General features: G+C 69.1%; 21 protein-coding genes. 7 read left to right on the top strand and 14 right to left on the bottom strand.

Going from position 1 to position 25261, the window contains the following annotated elements:
* Window positions 1-512: 512 nt before the first annotated feature.
* Window positions 513-3386 (top strand): TonB-dependent receptor, encoded by a 2874-nt coding sequence (locus H2041_RS00520; protein ID WP_293408304.1) that lies wholly within the window; start codon window positions 513-515, stop codon window positions 3384-3386.
* Window positions 3387-3449: 63 nt separating this feature from the next.
* Here H2041_RS00520 and H2041_RS00525 read toward each other — a convergent pair whose 3' ends face one another.
* Both H2041_RS00525 and H2041_RS00530 read right to left on the bottom strand, forming a co-directional pair.
* Window positions 3450-3902: a hypothetical protein gene (locus H2041_RS00525; protein ID WP_293408306.1), complete on the bottom strand. Its 453-nt coding sequence runs from the start codon at window positions 3900-3902 to the stop codon at window positions 3450-3452.
* Between the two features lie 86 nt (window positions 3903-3988).
* Entirely contained in the window at window positions 3989-4300 is a 312-nt protein-coding gene (locus tag H2041_RS00530; RefSeq protein ID WP_293408309.1) for a DUF1244 domain-containing protein, read from the bottom strand.
* A 157-nt stretch (window positions 4301-4457) separates the two neighbouring features.
* Between H2041_RS00530 and H2041_RS00535 the strand changes: the two genes are divergently transcribed.
* On the top strand, window positions 4458-4733 hold the full coding sequence (locus H2041_RS00535) for a hypothetical protein (RefSeq protein ID WP_293408780.1): 276 nt from the start codon (window positions 4458-4460) through the stop codon (window positions 4731-4733).
* A 15-nt stretch (window positions 4734-4748) separates the two neighbouring features.
* Here the strand turns inward: H2041_RS00535 and metH are convergent, their stop codons facing one another.
* The 10 genes from metH to ettA form a co-directional block, all read right to left on the bottom strand.
* On the bottom strand, window positions 4749-7394 hold the full coding sequence (metH, locus tag H2041_RS00540) for a methionine synthase (protein WP_293408311.1): 2646 nt from the start codon (window positions 7392-7394) through the stop codon (window positions 4749-4751).
* Window positions 7395-7471: 77 nt separating this feature from the next.
* Window positions 7472-8548 carry a homocysteine S-methyltransferase family protein gene (locus tag H2041_RS00545; protein ID WP_293408313.1) on the bottom strand — a complete coding sequence of 359 codons (1077 nt, stop codon included), beginning with the start codon at window positions 8546-8548 and terminating at the stop codon, window positions 7472-7474.
* A complete protein-coding gene (gene bla, locus H2041_RS00550) occupies window positions 8545-9408 on the bottom strand; it encodes a subclass B3 metallo-beta-lactamase (protein WP_293408315.1) in 864 nt (287 codons plus the stop codon). Before bla ends, H2041_RS00545 begins: the two co-directional genes overlap by 4 nt.
* Entirely contained in the window at window positions 9405-10343 is a 939-nt protein-coding gene (gene metF / locus H2041_RS00555; protein ID WP_293408317.1) for a methylenetetrahydrofolate reductase [NAD(P)H], read from the bottom strand. Before metF ends, bla begins: the two co-directional genes overlap by 4 nt.
* Entirely contained in the window at window positions 10340-11311 is a 972-nt protein-coding gene (locus H2041_RS00560; RefSeq protein ID WP_293408319.1) for a metalloregulator ArsR/SmtB family transcription factor, read from the bottom strand. The genes metF and H2041_RS00560 overlap by 4 nt, the downstream gene beginning before the upstream one ends.
* A gap of 32 nt (window positions 11312-11343) precedes the next feature.
* Window positions 11344-12825, bottom strand: coding sequence for an NAD(P)/FAD-dependent oxidoreductase (locus tag H2041_RS00565; protein WP_293408321.1), 1482 nt, complete (start codon window positions 12823-12825; stop codon window positions 11344-11346).
* Between the two features lie 82 nt (window positions 12826-12907).
* Window positions 12908-13840, bottom strand: a complete 933-nt coding sequence (locus H2041_RS00570; RefSeq protein ID WP_293408323.1) for a 2-hydroxyacid dehydrogenase — start codon at window positions 13838-13840, stop codon at window positions 12908-12910.
* 103 nt (window positions 13841-13943) lie between these two features.
* A complete protein-coding gene (locus H2041_RS00575; protein WP_293408325.1) occupies window positions 13944-14507 on the bottom strand; it encodes a type 1 glutamine amidotransferase domain-containing protein in 564 nt (187 codons plus the stop codon).
* Window positions 14508-14628: 121 nt separating this feature from the next.
* Window positions 14629-15615: a calcium-binding protein gene (locus tag H2041_RS00580; RefSeq protein WP_293408327.1), complete on the bottom strand. Its 987-nt coding sequence runs from the start codon at window positions 15613-15615 to the stop codon at window positions 14629-14631.
* Between the two features lie 88 nt (window positions 15616-15703).
* Window positions 15704-17365, bottom strand: coding sequence for an energy-dependent translational throttle protein EttA (gene ettA, locus H2041_RS00585; RefSeq protein WP_293408330.1), 1662 nt, complete (start codon window positions 17363-17365; stop codon window positions 15704-15706).
* 212 nt (window positions 17366-17577) lie between these two features.
* Here ettA and H2041_RS00590 point away from each other — a divergent pair, with 212 nt between their 5' ends.
* The 5 genes from H2041_RS00590 (at window position 17578) to H2041_RS00610 (ending at window position 21910) form a co-directional block, all read left to right on the top strand.
* On the top strand, window positions 17578-17760 hold the full coding sequence (locus H2041_RS00590; RefSeq protein ID WP_293408332.1) for a CsbD family protein: 183 nt from the start codon (window positions 17578-17580) through the stop codon (window positions 17758-17760).
* A gap of 137 nt (window positions 17761-17897) precedes the next feature.
* The gene (locus H2041_RS00595; protein ID WP_293408334.1) at window positions 17898-19607 is read left to right on the top strand and encodes a hypothetical protein; all 1710 of its coding nucleotides are present in this window, start codon (window positions 17898-17900) and stop codon (window positions 19605-19607) included.
* The gene (locus H2041_RS00600; RefSeq protein ID WP_293408336.1) at window positions 19604-20221 is read left to right on the top strand and encodes a hypothetical protein; all 618 of its coding nucleotides are present in this window, start codon (window positions 19604-19606) and stop codon (window positions 20219-20221) included. Before H2041_RS00595 ends, H2041_RS00600 begins: the two co-directional genes overlap by 4 nt.
* A 175-nt stretch (window positions 20222-20396) precedes the next feature.
* Window positions 20397-21626: an ATP-binding cassette domain-containing protein gene (locus H2041_RS00605; protein WP_293408338.1), complete on the top strand. Its 1230-nt coding sequence runs from the start codon at window positions 20397-20399 to the stop codon at window positions 21624-21626.
* Window positions 21623-21910, top strand: a complete 288-nt coding sequence (locus tag H2041_RS00610; protein ID WP_293408340.1) for a hypothetical protein — start codon at window positions 21623-21625, stop codon at window positions 21908-21910. The genes H2041_RS00605 and H2041_RS00610 overlap by 4 nt, the downstream gene beginning before the upstream one ends.
* Before the next feature lie 3 nt (window positions 21911-21913).
* Here the strand turns inward: H2041_RS00610 and H2041_RS00615 are convergent, their stop codons facing one another.
* Window positions 21914-23350, bottom strand: a complete 1437-nt coding sequence (locus tag H2041_RS00615; RefSeq protein ID WP_293408342.1) for a hypothetical protein — start codon at window positions 23348-23350, stop codon at window positions 21914-21916.
* A gap of 12 nt (window positions 23351-23362) precedes the next feature.
* Window positions 23363-24763 (bottom strand): tetratricopeptide repeat protein, encoded by a 1401-nt coding sequence (locus H2041_RS00620; RefSeq protein WP_293408344.1) that lies wholly within the window; start codon window positions 24761-24763, stop codon window positions 23363-23365.
* Between the last annotated feature and the right edge of the window lie 498 nt (window positions 24764-25261).

Raw genomic sequence — 25261 nt, forward strand, 5'->3', positions numbered from 1 at the left:
GCGGCTCTTCGGAGCCGCCCCTTTTTCTTTGCCCCAGGCGCTGTCCCGCGCGCCCCGGCCACGCCGCCTTCTGTCCGCGCCCCCGCTGCGACTCATGACCCGGTAAGCGACTCCGGCCAGATTCATCGGCCTGGTATGGCCGCCGAGGCGGGGCCGAAGGGCGTGGAGACCGTAGCCGGGACCGAGCCCGAGCGATTTCCGCCAACACTGTGGCTGTCTTGCGACAGTTTGGCGTTTCGCTGATTTTTGACGCTTGCGAAGATTGTCGACCATTGATTGTACGGTCGTTTTTCGGAGAGCGGCGTAAGCCCATCCGCCCTATTCTGACGTACCTGCGTTATATGTGTAACGCTGTGACACGTTTTTGCGCTCGACCGGCGTTTTTATACAGCGGCGCTTCTGCGTACCCTGCATAAGAAACTTGATTTTCGAACGAACCCCTCTGTTTTTAGCCCGCGACGGGTCGGTCTCCGGCCTGCTGGACTGAAGAAAACTCATAGATGGGGAAACGCATGAGAAGCTCGCATTATCTGATGACAGCTTCGGCCCTCGCCGTCGCCGCGGCGCTCGGCGCCGGTCAGGCGTCCGCGCAGACCGCCGACGCGACCACCGTGGTCGAAGAGGTCGTGGTCACCGGCTCGTTCATCGCCGGCACGCCGGAAGACGCCGCTCTGCCGGTCAACGTCATCGGCAATGACGAACTGGAGAAGCAGGGTTCGCCCTCGACGGTCGACCTGATCAAGTCGATCCCCGCCATGCAGGGCGCGGTCGGTGAATCGAACCAGTTCGGCGCCGGCCAGACCACGGGCGCCGGCAGCGCCAACCTGCGCGGCCTGGGCGCCGAGCGGACCCTGGTGCTGTTCAACGGCCGCCGCATGGCGACGTCGCCCGGCTCCATCTACGTGGACACCAACCTGATCCCGACCGCCGCCATCGGCCGCGTCGAGGTTCTGAAGGACGGCGCGGCCGCCACCTACGGCTCCGACGCCATCGGCGGCGTCGTCAACTTCATCACCCGCCGCAATTTCGACGGGCTGGAGCTGCAGGCCGGCTATTCGCTCATCGACGGCTCGGACGGCGACTACAACACCAGCATCGCCTACGGCCACACCACCGACCGGTCCAGCATGCTGCTGACCGCCGGCTACCGTCACCGTTCGGAACTGCCGACCACCGAGCGCGACTTCGCCGTGCGTCCCTATGAGGAAAACCCGCAGGGCGGCTGGTCCTCGTTCGGCAATCCGGGCCTCTACCTGGCCAGCACGAACGGCGGCGTCACCTACACCTCGCCGGTCGTCGACCCGGCCTGTAACGTGATCTCCGGCCCGCAGACGGGCACGCTCTGCCAGTTCCAGTACATCGGGTTCAACAACCTGGTGGAGGACGAGGACCACTGGCAGCTGTACGGCGAGTTCAACTTCGACATCACCGACACGACGACCTTCCATGTGGAAGCGCTCTATGCCGGTCACGACGTGTCGATGGAGCACTCCTCGCCGTCCTATCCGCCGAACAACTATCCGTCCTCGGCGCTGTCGGGCAAAATCCAGGGCAACGGCTACTTCATCCCGGCCGCCAACCCCGGCCTCCAGGCCCTGCTGGCCAGCTATCCCGGTCAGGTTCCGGCCTCGGCCGGCACGGCGGGCCTGTTCACCTCCATCGCCTGGCGTCCGATCGGCGTGGACGGCAACGACCTGTTCGAAGGCGCGGCCAAGCATGACAAGCGTCGCTTCGACGCCTACCGCATCTCGGCGGGCCTGAAGGGCGAGTTCGAGTTCGGCGGCGGCATCGGCTGGGATGCGTCCATGACCTACATGGACAACACCAGCGACATCGCCACCCCCGACATCCTGGTGGGCCGCCTGCAGCGCGCCCTGCAAGGCTTCGGCGGCGACAGCTGCACCGGCACGACCCCCGGCGCCAACGGCTGCCTGTGGTTCAACCCGTTCTCGTCCGGCACCCCGGCCAACGCCGTGGATGGCCGCACCAACCCGAACTATGTGGCGGGCACGGCCAACAGCCGCGAAGTGCTCGACTACATCTTCGACGAGTACGCCTACGAGATCCGCTCGCAGCTCTACACGGCCGACCTGGTCTTCAATGGTGAGCTGCCCGTGGACTTCGGCGGCGGCCCGATCGGCTGGGCCCTCGGCACCCAGTACCGCTGGAGCGCGCTGGAGCGTCAGAACAGCGACTTCACCAACGTCGCCGTCAGCCCCTGCCCCGACTCCTCGGTGAACCCCGCCGCGACCTGCCCCGGCCGCGAGAACGGCCCCTTCACCTTCTTCGGCGCGCTTGAGGATTACGACCTCGACCAGTCGGTCGTGTCCCTCTTCGGCGAAATGGCTGTGCCGGTCACCGACTCCCTCAACCTGACCCTGGCGGTCCGGTACGAGGACTACGGCGGCAATGTCGGCTCGACCACCAACCCGAAGGTCGCCGTCCGTTGGCAGGCCACCGACTGGCTGGCCTTCCGCGCCTCGGCGGGCTCGACCTTCCGCGCCCCGCCGATCACCCAGATCACGCCGTCCTCGACGACGTCCCTGGCCTACACCTCGGTCGCCGGCGGCTATCGCGCCTACGACACCTTCGGCAATCCGAACCTGGAGCCGGAAGAAGCCCAGACGCTGAACCTTGGCGCCCTGGTCGACTTCGGCGACTTCCGCGCCTCGGTGGACTACTGGAGCTTCGACTTCGAAGGTCCGATCGACAACGAATCCGGTTCGGACATCGTCAACGCCATCTTCGGCCCCAACGGCGCGGGCTGCTCCTCGCCCCTGGTCAGCCGGATCACCTTCGGCGGCACGGGGGCCTGCACCGCGGCGAACATCAACCGCGTGCGGATCAACTACGTGAACGGTCCGGACGTGAAGACGAACGGCATCGACGTCGCCGCCTCCTACCGCGCGCGTGACGTGCTCGGCGGGGACATGAACTTCGGTCTCGATCTGACCTATGTCCTGGAATACTCGGTCGACGCCAACGTCATCGACGGCGTCCAGGTGGCCGAGGCCACCGACTATGCCGGCACGATGGACTACCTGGGCTACGGCTCCCAGCCGCAATGGCGGGGTTCGGTGTTCGCGGAATACAACCGCGACATCCACAACGTCCGGGCCACCCTGCGCTACATCGACGACATGGTCGACACGCGCGCGGGCACCTCGACCTTCTCCAACGGCCCCGACGGCCAGAAGATCGACGCCTTCGTGACCACCGACATCGCCTACCGCGTCTTCCTGCCCTGGGACACGACGGTCAGCGCCACGGTGATCAACGTGTTCGACCAGGACCCGCCGTTCGCCCGGCTGGACCTGTCGTACGACCCCTTCACGGCCAATCCGTACGGCCGCTACTTCAAGCTGAACGTGACCAAGCGCTTCTGATCTGAAGCGAGAGGTTCGAAACTCCAGGGGCGGCGCCGCAAGGCGCCGCCCCTTTCCTTTGGGCTATTGGCCGAAGTCCAGCGGCCGGCAGGTGGTCAGGTTGACGGGCGGCGCATCGGACCGCGTCCAGGTCTCCCCCACCTTGAGGAAGTTGGCGGCCGCCGACGTCGTGCGGAACTCGGCGCTCTCAGGGTTCCAGGCCTCCCAGCGCATGGCCGTCAGCACCTTGGCCCCGCCCTGCTCGGCCTCGGCCTCCGTCAGCTCGCCCTCGACCTTGCAGGCGACGGCGAAATTGCGGCAGCCGTCGGCGCCGCCCTGGCCCTCGGTCAGGGCCTCGGCCGGCGGGGCCGGACAGGCGTCAGACGCCACGAGGTCGACGCGCCATTGCTGGATGGCTTCGTTCAGTCCCGCATAGGGATCGCGATCGTCGGCGCTTTCACCGGAACAGGCGGCGAGCGCCAGGGCGGCGAGCGCCGGCGCGGCGAGCCTGCGGCTGGTCGTGATCAGGTGTCGCAAGTCGTGTCTCCACAGTTGCGCCCGGGCCGTGGCGGCGCGCAGGGCCTTCCGCGGAACAACGCCTTACGGCCAGGCTGGTTTGCGCTTCAGTCGGCGAGGCCGCGCCGAAGCTGTTCGTTGAGGGCGACGCTGGCCTCCATCCGCGCCAGCTGATCCGGCGTGGCTTCCGTCTGGTGGCGCGCCTTCCACTCGGCCGCGGGCATGCCGTAGATCGCCTCTCGGGCCTGATCCCGGCTCAGGGCTCCGCCCGTGGCCTCGCTTAGCCAGTCAGCCAGACAATTGCGACAGAATCCGGCCCGTCCCATCAGATCGACGTTCTGGACGTCGGTGCGCAGCCGCAGATGCTCCACCAGACGGCGAAAGGCGGCGGCCGCAGTCTTGTCATCGATCGTGTCCATACATCCTCTCAAGGCTTCCGGCGATGGAAGCGGGCCCCCTGCTTCGGGGACGCTGCTTCGGGCCCTTTGATTGCGCAATGGCCCGTGATGCAAGCCCAAGGCCGCCCTGCCCTGCCCGCTGGGCGACGGCTTCACCTTTGACGGCCAGGGCGAGCTGATCCATCAGGCTCGCGTCGAGGGAAGCACGCTCGGCGAGCAGATCCTCGGGGTGCTGGTCGTGTTGCACTTCGGCTGGTTCGGCGGCTGGCCGATCAAGGTGGCCTATGGCCTGCTGGGCGCAGGACGGACGGCGGTCACAGCCCCCAGCGTGGCCATCTGGCTCGCCCGTCGCCGCGACAAGGGGCGCCCCGCCCTGGGCCTGCTCGCGATCCTCAGCCCCCTGTCGCCCAGCCTCGCCCCGGTCGCCAGCGGACCGGCGACGGCGCGGACCTGACCTGCCGCCCGGCCCTCAGGGCTGGTAGTTCAGGATCGGCGCCAGCCAGCGTTCGGCCTCGGTGACGGCCCACCCCTTGCGGCGGGCATAGTCCTCGACCTGGTCCTTTTCGATCCGTCCGACGCCGAAATAGTGCGACTGCGGATGGGCGAAGTAGAGGCCCGAGACCGACGAGGCCGGCGTCATGGCGAAGCTCTCGGTGAGCTTCACGCCGACCCTGGCCTCGGCGTCCAGCAGGGCGAAGAGCGTCCGCTTCTCCGTATGGTCGGGCTGGGCGGGATAGCCGGCCGCGGGCCGGATGCCCTGGTATTTCTCGGCGATGAGGGCGTCGATGTCGAAGGGCTCGTCGGGCGAAAAGCCCCAGAGCTCCGTGCGGACCTTGCGGTGCATGGCCTCGGCGAAGGCCTCGGCCAGGCGGTCGGCCAGGGCGGCGGCGAGGATGGCGTTGTAGTCGTCCCCGGCGGCCTTGTAGCGCGCGGCGATCTCCGCCTCGCCGTGGCCGGCGGTGACGGCGAAGCCGCCGATCCAGTCGGGCTTGGTCCCGATGGGTGCGATGAAGTCGGCCAGCGCCACGTTGGGCTTGCCGTCGGCCTTGGCGATCTGCTGACGCAGGGTGTGGAAGCGGGCCAGTTCGGTGACACGCGACTCGTCGGCATAGACCACCACGTCGTCGCCGTCGGCGTTGGCCGGCCAGAAGCCGACCACGCCCTTGGCGGTGAACCACTTCTCCTCGACGATCTTGGCGAGCATCGCCTGGGCGTCGGCATAGAGGCTGCGCGCCGCCTCGCCGACCACGTCGTCGTCCAGAATCTGCGGGAAGCGGCCGACCAGTTCCCAGGAGGCGAAGAAGGGCGTCCAGTCGATGTGGGCGGCGAGGTCCGCCAGGTCGTAGTCCTCGAAGACCTGCAGTCCCGTCACGTGCGGCCGCGGCGGGTCGTAGTCGGCCCAGTCGATGGAGAAGGCCTTGGCGCGCGCCTCCTCCAGGCTGGCGCGGGCGCGGTTGGTCTGGCCGCGCGCGTACTGCTCGCGCACGCGCTCGTACTCCGCCGCCGTCTCGGCCTGGATGCGCTCGCGCTCGGTGGGCGAGAGAAGACCGGAGACCACGCTGACGGCCCGGCTGGCGTCGAGCACATAGGTGGTCGAACCGCGCTTGTAGGCCGGCTGGATCTTCACCGCCGTATGGGTCTTCGACGTCGTCGCCCCGCCGATCAGCAGGGGAATGTCGAAACCGCGGCGCTCCATCTCGCTGGCCACGAACACCATTTCGTCCAGGGACGGCGTGATCAGGCCCGACAGGCCGATGATGTCGACATTGTGCTTCTCCGCCTCGTCCAGGATCCGGTCGGCCGGGACCATGACGCCCAGGTCGATCACCTCGTAATTGTTGCACTGGAGCACGACGCCGACGATGTTCTTGCCGATGTCGTGGACGTCGCCCTTCACCGTCGCCATCAGGACCTTGCCGGCGGCCTCGCGGGGCTTGCCCTCCTTCTCGGCCTCCATGAAGGGCATCAGGTAGGCGACGGCCTGCTTCATCACCCGGGCGGACTTCACCACCTGGGGCAGGAACATCTTGCCTGAGCCGAACAGGTCGCCGACCACGTCCATGCCGGCCATCAGCGGGCCTTCGATGACGTGCAGGGGCCGCTCGGCCTGCTGGCGGGCGGCCTCGGTGTCTTCCTCGATGAATTCGGTGATGCCCTTCACCAGGGCGTGCTTCAGCCGCTCCTCGACGCTGCCCTCGCGCCAGGCGAGGTCCGGCCCCTTGGACTGCCCCTTGCCGCCCTTGTACTTGGGCGCCAGCTCCACCAGCCGCTCGGTGTTGGAGATGTTGGTCCGCTGCGGCCGGTTGAGGATCACGTCCTCCACCGCCTCGCGCAGCTCCGGCTCGATCTCGTCATAGACCGGCAGGTCGCCGGCGTTGACGATGCCCATGTCCATGCCGGCGGCGATGGCGTGGTAGAGGAAGACCGAGTGGATCGCCCGGCGCACGGGCTCGTTGCCGCGGAACGAGAAGGAGACGTTGGAGACGCCGCCGGACACCCGCGCGCCCGGCAGGCTTTCCTTGATCGCCCGCGTCGCCTCGATGAAGTCGACGGCGTAGTTGTCGTGCTCCTCGATCCCCGTCGCCACGGCGAAGATGTTGGGGTCGAAGATGATGTCCTCGGGCGGGAAGCCGATGTCGTCGACCAGCTTGCGATAGGCCCGCGTGCAGATCTCGATCTTGCGCGCCGCAGTGTCGGCCTGTCCCTGCTCGTCGAAGGCCATGACCACCACCGCCGCGCCATAGCGCAGGCAGGCCTTGGCCTGGCGGACGAAGGCCTCCTCGCCCTCCTTCAGGCTGATCGAGTTGACGATGGACTTGCCCTGCACGCACTGCAGGCCTGCCTCGATCACCTCCCACTTCGAGGAGTCGATCATCACCGGAACCCGGGCGATGTCGGGCTCGGCGGCCATCAGGTTCAGGAAGGTGACCATGGCCTGCTTCGAATCCAGCAGGCCTTCGTCCATGTTGACGTCGATGACGGCCGCCCCGGCCTCCACCTGCTGACGCGCGACCGACAGCGCCTCGGCGAAATCGCCCTCGACGATCAGTTTGCGGAATTTCGCCGAGCCGGTGACGTTGGTCCGCTCGCCGATATTGATGAAGGTGGGACGCATGGTGCTCCGATAAGTCAGAGGAGCCGCCGAACTGGCCAGCGGCTCCTTCTCCCGCAAGTCGTCAGAAGATCAAAGGCTCAAGCGAGCTCGAAGGGCTCAAGGCCCGCCAGTCGAAGCGCCGCGGGCCGCTCCGGAACCTGGCGGGGCGTCATCCCGCGGACCTCGTCGGCCACGTGGCGGATGTGGTCGGGCGTCGTGCCGCAGCAGCCGCCCAGGATGTTGACCAGGCCGCTTTCGGCCCACTCGTGCAGCTGGTGCCCCGTCTGGTCGGGCGTCTCGTCATACTCTCCCATGGCGTTGGGGAGGCCGGCGTTGGGATAGGCCGAGACCAGGGTGTCGGCGATGCGGGCCAATTCGGCGATATGCGGCCGCATCAGGTCGGCGCCGAGCGCGCAGTTCAGGCCGATGGCGAAGGGCTTGGCGTGACGGACGGAGTTCCAGAAGGCCTCCACCGTCTGACCCGACAGGGTCCGGCCTGACCGGTCGGTGATGGTGCCGGAGATCCAGATCGGCAGCGGCTCGTAACCCTCGTCCTCGAGGTCCAGGATCGCCTTCACCGCCGCCTTGCAGTTCAGGGTGTCGGTGATGGTCTCGATCAGGAACAGGTCCACGCCGCCCTCGTGCAGGGCGATCATCTGCTGGCGATAGGCCTGGTAGACCTGCTCGAAGGTGACCGTCCGCGCGCCGGGATCGTTCACGTCCGAGGACATGGAGAGCATGCGGTTCAGCGGCCCCACCGAACCGGCCACGAAACGCGGCTTGTCCGGCTCCTTCGCCGTCCAGCGGTCGGCCACTTCGCGGGCGATCTTCGCGCCCTGGAAGTTGATGTCGTAGACCGCCTCGCCGGCCTCGTACTCGGCCTGGGCGATGGTGGTGGCCGAGAAGGTGTTGGTCTCGGAAATGTCGGCGCCGGCGGCGAAGTAGGCGTCGTGCAGCTCGGCGATGATGTCCGGCCGCGTCAGGCAGAGGATGTCGTTGTTGCCCTTCAGCTCGACCGGATGGTCCTTAAACCGCTCGCCCCGATAATCGGCCTCGGCCAGCTTGCGCTTCTGGATCATGACGCCCCAGGCGCCGTCGAGGATCAGGATCCGCTCCTTGGCGATCGCCTTCAGGCGGGCGATGCGTTCGGCGCGGCCGGGTTGGACCTTGCTCATCGCGCGGTCTCCTTCTGGGTCTTCAGCGCCGTCTCGAAGGCCGCCTTGCTGGCGGCCACGACGGCGGGGAGTTCGGTGGGATCGACAAAGGCCTCGGCGTCTCCGGCCGCGAGCCTCTCCCGCTTCTTCGTCAGGCCGAACTGCTCGGCGTGGGGCGCGAGGAAGACGTCCGCCTTCATCTGGCCCAGCTTCTCGAAGCTCGCCTGATAGTCCTCGACGATGCCGGGATACTGCGGCCCCTCGTCCTTCGAGACGAGCCGGTTGGCCGCCACCGAGGTCGAGCAGTAGAGGAGGGCCTGCCGCGTCCTGCCGGCGATCTGGACGGGAAAGGTCCAGGTGGTGCAGCCCGGCGAGTGGCCCGGCGTCAGATGGGCGGTCAGGGCGACCCCGCCCAGTTCCACCGTCTCGCCGTCGCCGATCACCCGGTCGACCTTCACCGGCGGAAAGTCGAAGGCCGCGACCTCCTCGGAGCCGACGTACTCGCCGCTCTCCAGGGCCGGCCTGTCGGCCGCGCTGGCGATGAGCGTTGCGCCGGTGTCGGCCTTCAGCTGCGCCAGCCCGCCCGAATGGTCGAAGTGGGCGTGGGTGTTCAGCAGGATCTTCACGTCTTTCGGGTCGAAGCCGACCTTGCGGATCGAGGCCTCGATCAGCGGCGCGCTGGTGGGCATGGCGCCGTCGATCAGGATGTGGCCCTCGGGCGTCGTGATCAGGAAGGCGGCGATGCCTTCGGTGCCCACATAGTAGAGGTTGCCGCCGATCTGCAGCGGCTCGCCCGGCGCGCTCCAGCTGGCGGGTTGAGCCTGGGCGGCGCCCGCGAGCAGCGCTGCGCCGGCGGCGAGAACAGGCGCGAGCCTCTTCATGCCGCGGCCTCCGCGGCCGGCGCCGGTCCGTCCTCCCGCACGCCCAGCACACGGCAGATGGCGTAGACGAGGTCGGCGCGATTGAGCGTGTAGAAGTGGAAGTCGGAGAAGCCTTCTTCGGCCAGACGCGCGCACATCTCCGTCGCCACCGAGGCGGCGATCAGCTTGCGGGTCTCCGGATCCTTGTCGAGGCCGTCGAACAGGTTGGCGAGCCAGCCCGGCAGCGGGATGCCGCAGGGGGCGGCCATCTTCATCAGCCCCTTGTAGTTGGACACGGGCATGATGCCCGGCGAGATCGGGATGGTGACGCCGGCGGCCCGCACCTTCTCCATGAAGCGGAGGAAGGCGTCGATGTCGAAGAAGAACTGGGTGATGGCCCGGGTCGCGCCGGCGTCCACCTTGGCCTTCAGCACGTCGATGTCGTGGTCGATCGACGGGCTTTCCGGATGCTGCTGCGGATAGAGGCTGACGCTGACCTCGAAGGGAGCGATCTGGCGGATGCCCGCGGTCAGCTCCGTGGCGTTGCGGTAGCCGTCTTCCCGCGGGACATAGACGCCGCCGAGCGAACCCGGCGGATCGCCGCGCAGGGCGACGATGTGGCGGATGCCGGCGGCCCAGTAGTCGCGCACCACCTCGTCCACCTCTTCGCGGGAAGCCTCCACGCAGGTCAGGTGGGCGGCGGGCCTGAGCCGCGTCTCCTTCAGCATCCGCACCACGGTGCGGTGGGTGCGCTCGCGCGTCGACCCCCCGGCGCCGTAGGTCACCGAGACGAACTCCGGATTGAGCGGCTCCAGCCTGCGGATCGCCTCCCACAGATTGGCCTCCGCTTCGGGCGTCTTGGGCGGCGAGAACTCGAACGACACCTTGGGCCGCTGGGCGACGCCGGCGCCGGCCCGCGCCACGGGCCCCAGCGCGTTGGGGGGAATGAAGGTCATGCGGCGTTCCTCTCCTGGAGCGGCGCGCGCTGGGCGCTCCAAATCTTGACGGTCAGTCCGGCCTCGCGGGCCGGCGGCAGGGTGCGGACCTGGACGCCCGACAGGCCGGCGTCCTCCAGCCAGCGGGACATCTCGGTCTCGGAAAAGCCCAGGCGGCGGTGCTGGTGCTGCTCGCGCAGGAACTCCAGCGCATGCGGGGCGAAGTCCACGATCAGCAGGCGTCCGCCCGGCGCCACCAGGCGCGCGGCCTCGCGCACCGCCACGGCCGGCTCGTTGAGATAGTGCAGCACCTGGTGGACGACCACGAGGTCGGCGGCGCCGTCCGGCAGGCGCGTGCCGAAGATGTCGCCGTGGCGCAGTTCGCAGTGCTCCAGTCCGGCCCGGGCCACATGGCTTCGGGCGATGTTGAGCATCTGCTGCGAGAGGTCGAGGCCCAGCGCCTCGTCGGCCGAGGGGCCGAGCAGGGTCAGCATGCGGCCAGTGCCCGAGCCCAGGTCGATCAGCCGGCGAAAGCGGCCGCCGCCGACCGCGTCGCGGATGGCCGCCTCCACCGCCTCGTCGGCCACATAGAGCGAACGGATTTCGTCCCAGCGCGCAGCGTTGCGGGCGAAGTACTCGCCGGCCTCGGTCTCCCGCTCGGCCTGGACGGCCCGGAGGCGTTCGGCGTCGCGCGCCAGCACGGCGTCCGCAGGATCGATGAGGTCGAGCACCTGGTCGACCAGCCGCCGGGGGTCGCCGCCCGTCGCCAGGCGATAGAAGACCCAGGCGCCGTCGGGAAAGCGTTCGGCCAGCCCCGCCTCGGCGAGCAGCTTCAGGTGGCGCGAAACGCGCGGCTGGCTCTGGTCCAGGACGCGGCAGATCTCCAGCACCGACAGCTCCTCATGGGAGAGGAGCGCGAGAATTCGCAGGCGCGTCGGCTCCCCCGCCGCACGCAGCACTTCGACGATCTGGCCCGTAGACACCGGCATGGGCCATATAAAGATATCTTTATGTGATTATGTCAAGCCGCCCGGGCCGGGCGCTCGGCGGGTCGAGGCGGGTTGGAGAATTCCATCACCCCATCCTCCAGCCGGGAATAGCGCAGATTCAACAGGTCCAGCGCATAGTTCTGATGAAGCTTCCACGGCGCCTGGCTCCCCTGCTTCGGGAAGCGGTCGATCGACCTCTGGACGTAGCCGGAGGAGAAGTCCAGCCAGGGCTCCTCGGCCATCTCTTCCGAACCCAGCCGCGGGGTCGCCTGGCGCAGGCCTGTGGCCTTCATGTGGTTCAGCAGCCGGCAGACATAGTCGCAGGTCAGGTCGCACTTCAGCGTCCAGGAGGCGTTGGTGTAGCCGAAGGCCGAGGCGAGGTTCGGCACGCCCGAGTACATCATCCCCTTGTAGGAATACGTCTTGGCCGGCTCCACCGCCTGCCCGTCCACCTGCAGGGCGACGCCGTTCATGACCTCCAGATTGAGGCCCGTGGCCGTGACGATGATGTCGGCGGCCAGTTCACGGCCGGACTTCAGGCGAATGCCGGTCTCGGTGAAGGTCTCGACATGGTCGGTCACCACCTCGGCCGAGCCGGACCTGATGGCGTCGAACAGGTCGGCGTCCGGCACCAGACACAGGCGCTGGACCCAGGGATTGTAGCGGGGTGTGAAGTGGGTCTCGACGTCGTAATCCGACCCGAGCTGTTCGCGCACCATGCCGATGATCCGGCTCTTCACCTGCTCGGGCTTGTTGCGCGCCAGGCGGAAGAACCACATGCCGAAGAGGACGTTGCGCCAGCGGATCAGCCCGTAGGCGAGCCGGGCCGGCAGCTTCTCCCGCAGCCAGTTGGCGAAGCGGTCCTCCGCCGGACGCGAGACCACATAGGTGGGCGAACGCTGCAGCATGGTCACGTGCGCCGCGCTCTTGGCCATTTCGGGGACGAGGGTGACGGCGGTCGCGCCCGACCCGATCACGACGACGCGCTTTCCGGCGTAGTCCAGGTCCTCCGGCCAGGCCTGGGGGTGGACGATGGGTCCGGCGAACCGGTCGGCGCTCGGGAAGTCCGGGGCGTAGCCGCCCTCGTACGAATAGTAGCCCCCGCACAGGAAGAGGAAGCTGCAGCGGATTTCCGCCACCGAGCCGTCGGCGCGCTCGGCCTCCACCGTCCAGGCCGCCGCCTCGCTCGACCAGCTCGCCCGGCGGACCTTGTGCCCGAAGCGGATATGCTCCTCGACGCCGTAGTCCTTCGCCGTTTCGCGGATGTAACGGAGGATGGACGGCCCGTCGGCGATGGCCTTGGCTTCCGTCCACGGCTTGAAGGCGTAGCCCAGCGTGTACATGTCGCTGTCCGACCGGATGCCGGGATAGCGGAAGATGTCCCAGGTGCCGCCGATCGCCTCGCGGCCTTCCAGGATGACATAACTGCGGTCGGGGCAGTCCGTCCGCAGGTGCACGGCCGCGCCGACGCCCGACAGGCCGGCGCCGACGATCAGGACGTCGAAGGTTTCCATGCCGCTCTCCTCCCCCGCCCGCTGACGGGGCCTTTGACCACTCTGACGCGGTGTGGGGCGCCGGCTCAAGGAGAATGCGGCGTCAGGGCGCCGGGCTCAGCAGGGGCTCGCCGGCGAAGTGGCGGCGCAGGTTCTCGTGCGCCTGACCGATCATGCGCGGGATCGACTCCAGCGTACCCCCGGCGGCGTGCGGCGAGAGGACGGTGTTGGGTACGTCGGCCCAGCGCGCCGGCGGCGTCGGCTCCTGCTGGAAGACGTCGAGCGCCGCACGGCCCAGCCGCTTGTCCTTGAGCGCCGCGATCAGGGCGTCCTCGTCCACGACCGAGCCGCGCGAGACGTTGACCAGCAGACCGCGCGGGCCCAGCGCATCGATCACTTCGCGGGAGATCAGCCCGCGGTTGGAGGCGTCGGCGCGGCAAGCGACGATCAGAATGTCGCTGTCCTCGGCCAGCTTCAGCAGGCTCTCGGCGCGAGGCCAGGCGAGCTCCGGCTTCGGGTTCGGCCCCCACCAGGCCACCGTCATGCCGAAGGCCTCGACCCGCGTGGCGCAGGCCTGGCCGATGTGGCCCATGCCGACGACGCCGACCTTGCGCCCACGGAGGGCCGGCCGCGCGCCCAGCCGGTCGTCGGGCGCCCAGCGCCCTTCGCGCACATGGGCGTCGCCGGTGACGATGTTGCGCCAGGAGGCGATCAGCAGGCCCACCGCATGGTCGGCCACATCCTCGGCGTTGAGGCCCTGGGCATGGGTCACCTCTATGCCCCGGGCGCGGCACCAGGCGACGTCCACCCCGTCATAGCCGACGCTGATGCAGGCGATGAGGCCGAGCTTGGGCAGGCTCTGCAGGAACTCCGGCTCGAGCACCACCTCGCCGGCGTGCGCGATGGCCTGCACCTGCGCGCGATCCGCGTCCTCCAGGTCCCACCGGCGGACGACGCGATAGCCCTTCTCCTCCAGCGCCGCCTGCATCGGCTTCAGCATCACGTGGGAGAGGAGGACGACGGGGGCTTCGGACATGAAAAAGCGCTCCAGGTTGCCTCTCGCCTATAGCGGGCGGAAGCCCGCCCTGGCCAGGGCGCCTGGAGCGCTGGATTTCAGCCGGAGGATCTGGCCGGGCCGATCAGGCCGCCTGGGCGTGACGGCCCTCGGCGATCTCCTCGATCACCTTCTTGCAGAAGGCGGGCAGATCGCCGGGCTTGCGGGAGGTGACGAGGCCCTGGTCGACCACCACCTCCTTGTCGACCCACTTGGCCCCGGCGTTCTTCAGGTCGGTCTCGAGCGAGGGCCAGGAGGTAATGGTTTTGCCCTCCACGCCGCCGGCGTTGATGAGCGTCCAGGGGCCGTGGCAGATGGCGCCGATCGGCTTCCCGCTCGCCACGAAGTCGGCGATGAAGGCGATGGCCTTCTTGTCCAGGCGCAGGGCGTCCGGATTGATCACCCCGCCCGGCAGGACGAGCGCATCGTACTCCGCCGGCTTGGCCTTGGAGAGTTCGACATCGACCGCCACGGTGCGGCCCTTGTCGTGATGCTCGAAGCCCTGGATCTCCCCGCCCTTGGGGGCGATCACATGGACGGTGGCCCCGGCCGCGGTCAGGGCGGCGACGGGTTGTTCGAGTTCGGACTGTTCGAAGCCGTCCGTGGCCAGCACGGCCACCTTGCGGCCGTCGAGGCGAGGCGTCGCCATGGCGTTCTCCTTTCGGGGTTGTTCGTCCCGCGGAGAACAGGCGGCGTGAACGGAGGTTCCGCGGCCCCGCTCGGCGCTCCGGAAGAAATTTGCTGCGATGCGGCGGAACCTATCGCGGCCGTCAGGCCGCGAAGATCCAGTCCCCCGTCAGGCTGGCCGTGCTGACGCCGACCAGCACCATCTGGGCGCCGCCCTGCATGCTGATGACCACGTCGCCGCCGACCTGGGAGAAGGTGTAGACCGTGCCCGGATCGACCTGGACGCGGTCGCCTTCGGCGCGGTTGAAGTCCAGCACACGGTCGATGCCCGCGTCGCCGAAGGTGTGGAACACGTCGGCCCCGGAACCTCCGCTGATCGTGTCGCTGTGCCGGTCGCCCGACAGCCAGTCGTCGCCCGCGCCGCCGTAGATCACATCGTCGTTCTGGCCGCCCCGGACGAGGTCGTTCCCGTCGTCGCCGTAGCAGACATCGGAGCCGAGGTTGCCGTAGACGACGTCCGCGCCGGCGTCGCCGTGCAGCTCATCCTGATCCTTGCCGCCCACGACCCAGTCGCTTCCGGCGCCGCCGCGCAGGGTGTCGTCGCCCATGTTGCCGTGCAGGTCGTCGAAGTCGGAGCCGCCGGTGAGGCTGTCGTCGCCGTCCTCGCCGCGCAGGAAGCTGCGGCCCTCGCCGCCCCAGATGGAGTCGTTCCCCAGGCCGGCGAAGACGGTGTCCGCGCCCATGCCGCCATAGACCTGGTCGGCGCCGCCCTGGCTGCGGATTAGGTCGTTGAACGCCGACCCGGTCATCAGGTCGGCGCCGTTGAAGATCTGAAGCTCGCCGAGCGTGACGTCGTTCAAGATGCCGAAGGCCAGATCGACGATCGGAACCGAGACATTGTAGATGTGCAGCGACAGGACGCCCTGGACGATCTGCATGTACTGGGTGAGGGTCCCCCCCACCAGGGCCCCGTCGCCGTTGAAGATGAAGTCGCCATAGTAGCGATCGATCACCCCGCCGCCCTCGGCCTGGGCGAAGCCCGAAGTGTAGTTGGTGATCACACGCTCGCCGAGCGCGCCCAGATAGATCTCGTCGAAGTTCAGCTCGGCTGCGGCGGCGACGATGGTCATGACGGCAATTCCCCCAGCCGCCCCACGCGGCCGGGGAGAGCTACAACGTCAAGAACAGCGTTACAACCTTAAGTCGGCCGCTGGCGCCCTAGCGGCTGAACTTCTGGAACTTGATCCGGTGCGGGATGAGGCTGTCGGCGCCCAGGCGGCGCTTCTTGTCCTCTTCATAGGCCTCGAAGTTGCCCTCGAACCACTCCACGTGGCTGTCGCCCTCGAAGGCCATGATGTGGGTGGCCAGGCGGTCCAGGAACCAGCGGTCGTGGCTGATGACGACGGCGCAGCCGGGGAAGTCCTCCAGCGCGCTTTCCAGCGCCTGCAGGGTCTCCACGTCCAGGTCGTTGGTCGGTTCGTCGAGCAGGATGACGTTGCCGCCCGAGGCCAGGGTCTTGGCCAGGTGGACGCGGTTGCGCTCACCGCCGGAGAGCAGGCCCACCTTCTTCTGCTGGTCGGCGCCCTTGAAGTTGAAGCTGCCCACATAGGCGCGGCTGGGGATTTCCCGCGCGCCCACCTTCATGATGTCGAGCCCGCCGGAGATCTCCTCCCAGACGGTCTTGTTCGGGTCGAGCGCGTCGCGGTGCTGGTCCACATAGGAGAGCTGGACGGTTTCGCCCAGACGGATCGAGCCCTGGTCCGGCGTCTCCTGCTCGGTGAGGATCTTGAACAGGGTCGACTTGCCCGCCCCGTTCGGCCCGATCACGCCGACGATGCCGCCGGGCGGCAGCTTGAAGGACAGGTCCTTGAAGAGGAGCTTGTCGCCATAGGCCTTTTCCAGGTGGTCGGCTTCGATGACCACATGGCCCAGGCGCGGGCCGGGCGGGATCTGGATCTGGGCGAAGGTCTGCTTCTCGCGCTCCGAGGCGTTGACCAGTTCGTCGAAGGCGGCCAGGCGCGCCTTGGACTTGGACCGGCGGGCCGAGGGCGAGGAGCGCACCCACTCCAGTTCGCGCTCGATGGTCCGCTTGCGGCTCTCGCTCTCGCGCTCTTCCTGGGCGCTGCGCTTGGCCTTCTGTTCCAGCCAGGCCGAATAGTTGCCCTCGTAGGGGATGCCCTTGCCGCGGTCGAGCTCCAGCGTCCACTTGGTGACCTGATCCAGGAAGTAGCGGTCGTGGGTGACCAGGATCACGCAGCCGGGGAAGTTCTCCAGGTGGTGCTGCAGCCAGGCGACGCTCTCGGCGTCGAGGTGGTTGGTCGGCTCGTCGAGCAGCAGCATGTCGGGCTTGGAGAGCAGCAGGCGGGCCAGCGCCACGCGGCGCTTCTCACCCCCCGACAGCTTGTCCACCGGCCAGTCGTTCGGCGGGCAGCGCAGGGCGTCCATGGCCATCTCGATGCGGGAGTCGATGTCCCACAGATCGCCGGCGTCCAGCTTCTCCTGGAGGGCGGTCATCTCCTCCATCAGCTCGTCGGAATAGTCCTCGCCCAGCTTGGCGGCGACGGCGTTGTACTGGTCGAAGATCTTCTTCTCTTCGCACCACGAGATCACATTGCCCCAGACGTCGAGCTTGTCGTCGAGCTGCGGTTCCTGCTCGAGATAGCCCATCTTGGTGCCTTCGGCGGCGCGGGCCTCACCGGAGAATTCGGTGTCGAGGCCGGCCATGATCTTCAGCAGGGTCGACTTACCCGAGCCGTTGACGCCGACCACGCCGATCTTGGCGTCCGGGTAGAAGGACAGCCAGATGTTCTCGAACACCTTCTTGTTGCCGGGATAGGCCTTGGTCAGGCCCTGCATCTGGAAAATGTATTGCTGCGCCATGGATGGTGCCGCGTCCGCCCTGAAGATTGCGATGGGGAAAGTCGGCTCAGCAGATAGCCGCCCCCCGCCTGTGGTGCAATGCGAGGCGGCCGAAATCCCCGGGCCGCAAGGCGTTCTCCAAGCTTGGCCATCGGAACGGATCGCCGCGCCAACGCTTATCTCCCTGAAGACGCCCCGCACCGGGGTCGCCGCTGAAACAGCAGGAGATTCAGATGCATAAGGATCAAGCCGAAGGCGCCGCAAAGGATATGGGCGGCAAGGTCAAGGAAGCCGCCGGCAAGGCGACGGACAATGAACGCCTGGAAGCCGAAGGCCAGATGGATCAGGCCGAGGGCAAGGTCCAGAAGGGCGTCGGCGACCTGAAGGAAGGCGCCCGCGACGCGCTGAAGAACTAGCCTCGCCGCATGGCGATGCAGAAGACGGCCGCCTCCGGGGCGGCCGTTTTTCTGTGGCCATCAAGGCGTCGCAAATGCAACCTATGGCTCTGTGAGATTGCCGACGCCCGTTGGGCGGGCCATCCAGGGGCGTTGCGGTGGCGTTGTACAGTCTGGTTTCGGCCGTGCGGTCGCCGGCGTCCGTCCGCCGCGTCGCGGATCTGACACTCGGCCTGGCCGGAGCGGCGGTCCTGCTCTTCTACGTCAACCGGATCTTCCCGGAGCTTCCGCTCTACGCCAGCGACGAGGGCGCCTATCTGATCCGCGCCCTCCACGGCGAGGCCCTGGCGGCCCGGCCGGAGTTGCACCCCACGGTCCATCCCGTCGGCAACACGCTCTATCTGCTGGTGGCGCGGCTCGTCGACGCCCTCACGCTGAACGTCCTGCCCTGGCTGCGGCTGATCGGGCTCGCAGCCTATTTCGGCGGCCTGCTCCTCCTCCACCGGGTGCTCGGCGGCGCCGGGCGCGGCGCGGGGCTGGGCGCGCTCGCCGTCGCCCTCGCCTACCCCTTCTACCGCTTCGTGGTCACGGCCATGCCGGAGGGGCTCTATGTGCTGGGGCTGGCGGCCCTCGCCAGCCTGACGGCGTGGCTGATGCCGCGTCGGCCGTGGCTGCACGCCCTCCTGGCCGGCATGGGCGCAGCCGCACTTGTCCTTCTGAAACCGCACGGCGTGGCGGTCCTGCCGGCCATGGCGGGCCTGCTCGTCGGCGCCGTGGTCTTCCGGATGGCCCGCCCCCTCGCCGCCCTCGGTCAGGGCGCCCTGTTCGCCGCGGCCTTCCTGCTGACTGGCGCGGCCATCCAGACCCTCGCCGGCGCCCCGGGCGAGCCGTTCGCCTTCTTCCTCGGCGGCGCCTATGCCGACGCCTTCGGCCGCCATCCGGAAGCGCCACTGAGGACAGGTCTGGCCACGGCGCTGGCCCTGGGGTCCTCGGCCCTTCTCCTGACGAGCCTTCCGGCCTGGGCGATCGGGCGCGCCCTGTGGCGCCGGCGGAGATCCGGCGGGCCGGCGGCCCCGGACGAACTCGCCGGCCTGTTCCTGCTGACGGCTTTCGCGGCGGCGCTGGGCATGATCCTCCTGTTCGCGGTGAAGGTCTCCGCCATTCCCGGCGAGGAGAACCGCCTCTGGGGCCGCTATTTCGAGTTCTATGCGCCGCTGCTGTGGATCGCCGCGGCGCGGCCTCTGGCCAGCCTCTGGGCCGCCGCGGGGCGGGTCGAGCGGATCATGATGGCCCTCCTGCCCCTCGTCGGCGCCCTCGGCCTGCTCGTCGCCTGCAGAACGGGTCTCACCCTCTTTCCCTGGGACAGCGCCGCGCTGTCGGCCTTCTTCGCGCCGCGTCCGGAGCGATGGCTCTTCGTGCCGCCCCTGCCCCTGCGTCCCCTGGCGCTGGTCGTGGTTGTGGCCGCCGCCCTCGCCCTCGTCCTTCGCGCCAGCCCCTGGCGCACCTGGGCGGCGGCCTTCGTGGCGTTCGGCCTGCTGTCGACGGTCTATGACGACGCCTGGGTGGGCCGCGACATCGCAGCGCCCCGGAGCGAACTGGAGGACGAGCTTCATGTCGCCCGGGCCCTGACCGACGCCGCGCCGGGGCCGGCGGCGGTCATCGCCCACGACAACAACGCCGGCCACATCGCCTTCCTGCGCTACGACGGTCAGGTCCACGTCCGCGTTCGCCCGCCCGGGCCCCTGCCCGCCGAGGCGCTCGCCGGATTCGACGATCTGGTGGTCATCGGGCCGGAGGCGCCCCCCGCGCCGTGGCGGGCGACCTTCGAAGGCGACAGCCTGGCCGTCTTCCGACGAGGCCCGCCATGAGCCTGACCCGCCGCGGCGCGATCTGCGGCCTGGCCGCCGCGCCCCTCTGCGCCTGCGACAAGCCGGACGGGCCAGTCCAGCCGTGGCGCCCGCGCCTGGAATGGCGCGCGCCCTCGCGTCAGATCCTGCTGGACGGGGCGCCCCTGGAGGCGGTGAAGCTGTGGGACTTCGCCGGCGGCCCCGCGGGCTTCACAGCCGAGGGCGGCGCCTTGAGCCGCCGCCCCGGCGATGGCGTGATTCTGCGCGCCGACACCGGCGATGCGAAGCTCCGCTCGCCGGGGGACCTCGCCGTGCCTGGGATCCAGGCGAGCCTCGTGGCGGTCAGCCTGGTGCGTCTTCGGACGGCGGGCGCCTGGGACGGCGCCCTCTACTACGTCACCGACCGGCACGGCGAATCGGCCCGCTTCATGAACCTGCCGACGGAGGCCCCGCCGCCGGAGGGCGCCGATGCGGTCCTGGCCTATGACATGGCCGCGCCGCAGATGGGCGGCCGCGACTGGATGGGCGCCGTGATCCGCCAGATCCGCTGGGACGCCGAGGCCGCCGCCGGCGGCGAGGTGCTGGTCCGACAGATCGTCATGGCCCGGCGTCCCGTGGAGGCGCCCGGCCCCTGAGGCGCCCCGGCGAGGGCGGCGAGCCGGAGGGACCGGACGACGCCTCACTGCGCCCTGGCCAAGCTGGCTGGAGCGACGTTCAATGGCGGCGGAAAGGGAGTCCCACCCGTGAAGACCGGCGTCCGTCACGCCCCACGACCGTCGCACGCCGCGCCCGCTCGCGGAGCGGTCTGACATGGGCGCCGCCGTCCTGGGGGTCGAAAGGGCCAGCTTCTACTATGGCGCGACGCGGGTGTTCGAAGGCGTCAGCTTCGCGCTGGATGCGGCCCGGACGGCCCTGGTGGGCGAGAACGGCGCCGGAAAGTCGACCCTGCTGAAATGCCTGACCGGCGAGCTGGAGCTCAACGAGGGAAAGGTCGTGCGCTCGCGGGGCCTCAAGCTCGGCTACGTCCCGCAGGAGGCGCCCGAAGCGCTTCTGCCGCTCACGGCGCGGGAGGTGCTGGCCCGCGCCCTGCCCGAGGACGGGTCCGAGGACTGGCGGATCGATGTCCTGCTGGACGAGTTCGAGATCCCCTTCGAGCTGGCGGAGCGACGCTTCGAGGCGCTCAGCGGCGGCTGGCGCCGGCTCTTCATGATCGCTTCCGCAGTGCGGCTGGCCGAGCCGGACCTGCTGATCCTGGACGAGCCGACCAATCACCTCGACCTGTCCAACATCAATCGGCTGGAACGGTGGCTGGCGGCCGAGCGCCGCCTGCCGATGCTGATCGTCAGCCATGATCGCGCCTTCCTGGAGCGGACCACGACCCGGACCATCTTCCTGCGCAGCGACGGCGCGCACGCCTTCGCGGTCCCCTTCGTCCAGGCCCGCGCCGAACTGATGGCCCGCGACGCCGCCGAGGCCGCCCGCCGCAAGCTGGAAGCCCGGGAGATCGCGCGCCTGGAGCAGGTGGCCCAGCGCTATCGACAGTGGGGCGTGCTGAACGACAAGTTCCACAAGCGCGCCAAGGCGACGGAGAAGCGGATCGCCCGCATCGAGGCCGAGCGCACCGAAGCCTATGCCGGCCGGGAGCGCCGGCTTGAACTGGCCGAGGGCGAGATGGACGCCAAGGTCGCCCTGCGGCTGGCCGGCCTGGACGTCTGCGCTCCCGACGGCCGGCCGCTCTACCGCATCGACCGGCTGAACGTGGCCGTGGGCGATCGCATCGCGCTCCTGGGGCCCAACGGCGCGGGCAAGTCCATGCTGCTGTCGGCCTTGGCCGCAGCCTACGACCCCGACCAGAGCCACTATGACGGTACGGCCGCCGTGCGCTTCAATCCGTCCATCCGTCTGGCGGTCTTCGACCAGGGCATGCGCGACCTGCCCCTGAAGACCAGCCTCTTCGACTATGTGGCCGGGCGGAGGGCGCGACGACGGTCCAGGCCAACAGCCTCCTGGCCAAGGCCGGCTTCTCTCACGCTCGGGTGAAGGGCCCCATCGGCGACCTGAGCCACGGGGAACGGGCGCGGCTGATCTTCCTGCGGCTGAAGCTCGCCAGGCCCAACCTCTATCTCCTCGACGAACCGACCAACCACCTGGACATCGAGGGCCAGGAGGCGCTGGAGGCCGAGCTGGACGAGGGCGAGACCACCTGCCTCTTCGTCTCGCACGACCGCCACTTCACGCGGGCGGCCGCCAACCGGTTCCTGGAGATCCGCAAGGGACGGCTGATCGAGATCGAGGATCCGGACGCCTTCTTCGACGCTCAGTAGGGACTATCGGCTGAAGAGACCCCGCCGCGTCGGCTGGGGCGGTGCGAGCGGTTGCGGGGCGCCGTGCAGCTGGTAGCCGCGCTCATAGCCGTCATAGGACCAGCCGTAGCCGCCCTGCCCGCCATAGGCCGAATAGCCGTAGGGGTCGGCCCCGCCGTCGAACAGGCGCGGAGGCGCGGCGCTCATGGGCTGGCAGTACAGGCCCTGACCAAAGGACCAGGTGGAGCAGCCTTCCTGGGCGTAGAGGTAGTTCGGCTGGACCTGGGCCTGCACCTGGCGGTCCAGCAGCAGGCCGCCGCGCGGACCGCCGAACCGGTTGTGTTCGATGACGGGCGAGCCGCCGGCGAAATAGGCGCCGTACTCGTCGCCCCACACGGCCGATTCGCGCACGACCACCTCGCCCCAGTCGGAGATGACGCCGCGCCGCGCATGGACCCGGCTGCGGATCAGGTCGAGCTTGGCGCCGCGGTCCACATAGAGGCCGGTGATCCAGCCGCCCACATAGCTGTTCTTGACCACCAGCTTGCCGCCGCCGCTGCGCAGGCCGCGCACCGTGACGCCCGTGGAGCCCGGCAGGGTTCCGCCTTCGGCGACGACGCCGACCTGGGTCAGATGGCTCTCGCCGGCGGCCGGCGTGATGTCGAGGCCGCGCACGTCGGCAGCGATGCGCACCTGGCGGAAGTCCACGGCGGCGGTGTCGACCAGGACGGCCGCGTCGTTGGTCCGCGCCTCAATGGTCGACTGGCGGCCGACCAGCCGGCCGCCGGAGACGAACACTGCGGCGGCCTCGCCGCTGTAGCGCACATAGCTGTTCACCAGGGCCAGTTCGGCGTCGACCGCCTCGATGCAGGCGCTGCGGCCGGCCTGGTCGGCCTCGATGATCAGGTCGCGAATCTCCACGCCGCGGGTGCCGGGCGCGATGCGGATGCAGGGCGCGCCGGCCGGCGGCGCGATGCGCGCGGGCGAGGGGTTGGGCCCCGGCGCGAAGGTCGGCGTCCCCTCGCCGATGAGGGTCACCGGACGGTCGATATAGAGGGTCTCGCGGCAGACCCCGCCCCGGGCGCGCAGGAAGAGCACGCCGCCGTCGCGCAGGGCCCAGAGGGCGTCGGAGATCGGATAGGGGCCGAGGGCCGGGTCGGCGCAGTCGACCACCACGCTGTCGAGGAATCCGCCCTGCGGCGGGTACGGATAGGTCGGCCAGCCGGGCCGCGGATAGGGCTTCTTCGGCTTGTGATCCGGCTTCCTCCAATGGTCGGGGCGATAGTTGGACCGCAGGGGCGGCGTGATCAGCCCGCCGAAATTGGGCCGGATCTGCGCGTCGACCTTGGCGTCGGGATAGGCCTGAACGGCCCCGCCGAAACCGATGGCGAGCAGAAGGGCCGCGAGGCCCGTCGCCAGGGGCCGCCGCCGCATCTTGGAGGAAGGGAACGGGGTCGCCATGGAGCGCCTCTATCAGGTTCGCGGCGCGCGAGAGACCTGGGCCAGGAGCTCGCGCAGTCGTTGGGCGGAAGGTTTGAAGCCGGCGAGCGCGCCGTCGATCTGGTAGACGACGGCCGAGGCCTTGTCCTGGTCGGCCACGCCCTCCACGCCGAGGGAGAAGAAGGTCGACATGGCGTACTTGGCCTCGGCGCTGCCCTGGCGGTCGGCCTGGGAGAACCAGTAGAAGGCCTTCGCATAGTCGCGCGGCACGCCGACGCCCTCGGCGTACATCACCGCCAGGGCGAGCTGCGAACGCGCCTGGCCGTTCACCGCGGCGTACTGGATGGCGCGCACCTCCTCCAGCGACGTCAGCTTGCCGGTCATCGGCCGGCCGAGCATGGCCTGGAAGGTCTGGATCTCGGTGACCGAGAGGTCCGACAGTTCGTCCGCCGGCTTGGGGATGACCTGCAGATAGGCCAGCGCATGGCCGACATGGACGAAGGGCAGTTCGTCCAGCCGCGCCAGGGCGAGCGTCTCGGTCTCGCTGGCCCGCACGCTTTCGTCCGAGTGGGGAACGCCCGACTCCGGCGCCTCCGGCGGATAGAATTCGAAGGGCGGGACCCAGCGGTTGGCCTTGGCCTCGGCGTCGGCGCCGAGCGCGGCGCGGTTGGCCGAGGAGCGCTCGAAGTCCTTCAGCATGACATAGCCGGCCACGTCGCCGGCCTGCGCCGCCAGATAGTTGAAGAGATAGACGTCCACGTCGTTGCGCGTGAACAGGGTGGCCGCCGCCGGCGGGCGGCGGTCGCGCAGGTCCCGCTCGTCGATCGGCGAGGCGTCATAGGGGTCGCCGAAGGGGCCGAAGCCGACATCATGCAGCCGGGCCAGGGTGCGGAAGCCCGACGCCCCCTGGGTGGACAGGACATAGATCACACGGTCGCGCACCTGCTGGCGCTCTTCCGAACTCATCCGGCTCAGCAGGTGCTCGAGCGCGAAATAGGCCGAACGCCGCTCGGCCTCGCGACAGTCCTCGAACTGGGCCCCCCGCTCGTGGCGGCGGCGCGGTCCGGTGACGGTCGGCGAGAAACCGTCCGGATTGGACAGGGCCAGTTCCAGCCAGACCGCCGCTTCGACCGGATCGTAGGTCTTGCGCTGTTCGGCGTCGCGGCCGCTGTAGCGCCGCCCAAGGTCCAGCTGGGCGAAGAAGTCGCCGGCGAAGGCGTGGCGGCGCAGGGTCCGGATCTCGGTTTCCTGAGCGTTGAACTCCGGCGCGCCGAGGAAGGCCTGGGGACGCGGACAGGCGAGATTGGCCGAACGGCCGCCGGGGCCGTGGGGTTTGGGTTCGCAGCCCAGGAGAGGGACGAGCGAAAGCAGAACGGCAAGGGTCAGCCCCTTGCGCGCGCCCTCGCGGAACAGTCGGTCCTCCCCATGGACCATGGCGCCTTGCTCCCCTCGCAGCGCGTTAACCATGTTTCGAACGGGCAGTAGCCTTGCGGGGAACACCACTGTCAAGCTCGCGCCCGGAATGGGTTCGTGAATTCTTCGTCACGGCTGAGCGCCGCGCCTTGGCCCGCTTCGCCGAACGACGGTCGTCCGCTTTTTCGCCCGAAATGATCGCCAGGCTCGACCGTGAGGGACCGGCATGCTGGGATACCGCTCATGATAGAGCCGCGACCGAAACCCACCCTTTCCGTGTTGTTGGCGCTGACGGTGGCGTCTCCAGTCCTGGCCGCGCCGCCAGCCCCGCCCCGACCGCCTCTGGACGGTCCTGCGACTCCCGAAGCGTGCGCCCGGCTGGGCTTCCCGGCCTATGGCGAAGACGGCGGCTATCGCGCTCGCTTCGCTCCCGCGCCGGCGATGACCTCGCCCCTGCCGACGACGCCCGGTCCCGCACCGACGCCGCCCCCGCCGCCTCCCAAGCTTCAGCCTCGGCCG

Source organism: Phenylobacterium sp., from assembly GCF_013911965.1.
Classification (GTDB): Bacteria; Pseudomonadota; Alphaproteobacteria; order Caulobacterales; family Caulobacteraceae; genus Phenylobacterium.